The sequence below is a fragment of the Streptomyces brasiliensis genome, assembly GCF_014647875.1.
In the GTDB taxonomy this organism is placed as follows: Bacteria; Actinomycetota; Actinomycetes; order Streptomycetales; family Streptomycetaceae; genus Streptomyces; species Streptomyces brasiliensis.
Window position 1 is genome coordinate 1 of sequence record NZ_BMQA01000210.1, and the last position, 1583, is coordinate 1583.

Consider the following 1583-nt stretch of genomic DNA (forward strand, 5'->3'; position numbering starts at 1 on the left):
CTGCCCGAACTTGCCGCACCAGCGGCGGACGGTCTCGTAGGAGACGACCACGCCCCGCTGCAGCATCAACTCCTCGACCTCCCGGTAGCTGAGCGGGAAGCGGAAGTACAGCCACACGCAGTGCGCGATGACCTCCGCCGGGTAGCGGTGGCCCCTGTACGACGGCACCGTCGACGACACGAACGACCCCCTCCCAGCATGACTAACCTGAAGATCATCCCACCACCCCTCAGCCAACGTGACAGCGCCTGGGTGACGGTGGGATGCTCCCGATCTGATCAACAGAAACGGCCCCTCTACCTGCGACGACGCGCGGGGAGAGAGTCGTTCGTACAGTTGCGCGCTCCACTTCACCGCCTGCTCGACCTCGTACCGGGACGCACAGGACCCCTGGGCTGTCACCGGGCCACGGTCGCCACCACCGCGGCCAGCACGCCCACGCTGGTCAGTCCCGAGAGGGACACTGGAGAGGTCCACATTTTTGCTCAAGGTGTGGCGTGATGATGATGGCAGCTCTGCCCACAGTGTGGTGGTGGCGTCGTAATCCGCTGGCGCGGCGCATCGACGTAGTCGAAAAGTGGCTGCTCCTCGTCGCCTGGCTGTGCGCTACAGCGGGCAGCCTCCTGACCGGTCTGGTCGCGGGGATCATGACCAATGACGGGTTGGATGAGCAGCTGGCCGGACAGCACTCGGTGCAGGCGGTTGTCCTGAAAGAGACGCCGGCTCGTGCGTCCGCAGTGTCCTCCGGGGGCCTCCCCGTGGTGGCCACGGTGCGGTGGACCGGGACCGACGGCGCACCCCGCACCGGCCGGACCGGCATCGAGGCCGGCGTCGCCGTCGGCAGCCGGACAACAGTGTGGACTGACGGGCACGGCCGCCTCATGTCCCGTCCCCTCTCCCAGACGCAGGTGGCGCTCGATGCGGGCGTGGTGGGCACCGCCGCCGCGGTCGGTACGGCTTCGGTCGTGCTGGGCGGAGCCTGGACCGTTCACCAATTGCTGAACCGGTGCCGCATGCGGCAGTGGGACAGGGACTGGGAACAGGCCGATATCCGGTGGAGCGGAAGGACGCCCTGACCCGGTTCCCGGGACTTGTATTCGCCGCGTGGTGACGACCGGGCGCTGACTGTCCCGCCTGGTGGCGAGGGTCATTTGCAGTGCAGCAGGAGCATGAATCCGTAGTCCATGTGGAGCTGCTGGTGGCAGTGGAACAGCGACAGTCCCGGCTGGTCGGCGGTGAAGTCGAAGTCGAGGGTCTGGTAGCCGCCGAGCATGACGACATCCTTGTGCAGACCGTGGGTCGGCGTGCCGGCGATGTGGGTGACCTCGAAGGTGTGGCGGTGCAGGTGCAGGGGGTGGATGTCGTCGGTGGCATTGCGGAACCGCATCCGGTAGCGCCTACCGTGCTGAACATCCATCACCGGCTTGTTGCTGTGCATGTCGAACGGAACCCCGTTGAGGGTCCAGATGTTGAAACCCTTGTCGGCGGCGTTGCGCTTCTCCACCAGGAAATCAAAGGTGTGGTCGGGACCTCCCCCTGAGTGGTGGACACCCTGACGCCGACCCCGGTGGGGGTCGGGAGAG

The 1583-nt window shown here is 66.6% G+C and carries 2 protein-coding genes and 1 pseudogene; 1 reads left to right on the forward strand and 2 read right to left on the reverse strand.

The genetic code is table 11. From position 1 onward, the window contains the following. Positions 1-180: pseudogene (locus tag IEZ19_RS49760) on the reverse strand (IS6 family transposase); the annotation flags it as partial. A gap of 320 nt (positions 181-500) precedes the next feature. Here IEZ19_RS49760 and IEZ19_RS49765 point away from each other — a divergent pair. Next, positions 501-1076: an Rv1733c family protein gene (locus IEZ19_RS49765; protein ID WP_444545209.1), complete on the forward strand. Its 576-nt coding sequence runs from the start codon at positions 501-503 to the stop codon at positions 1074-1076. A 71-nt stretch (positions 1077-1147) separates the two neighbouring features. Here the strand turns inward: IEZ19_RS49765 and IEZ19_RS49770 are convergent. After that, on the reverse strand, positions 1148-1583 hold a 436-nt coding region (locus tag IEZ19_RS49770), incomplete at its 5' end, for a multicopper oxidase domain-containing protein (protein WP_189317954.1).

Excerpts from the sequence above, each read along its gene's own strand:
- IEZ19_RS49765 (WP_444545209.1), top strand. The coding sequence starts at position 501 with ATGATGATGGCAGCTCTGCCCACAGTGTGGTGGTGGCGTCGTAATCCG.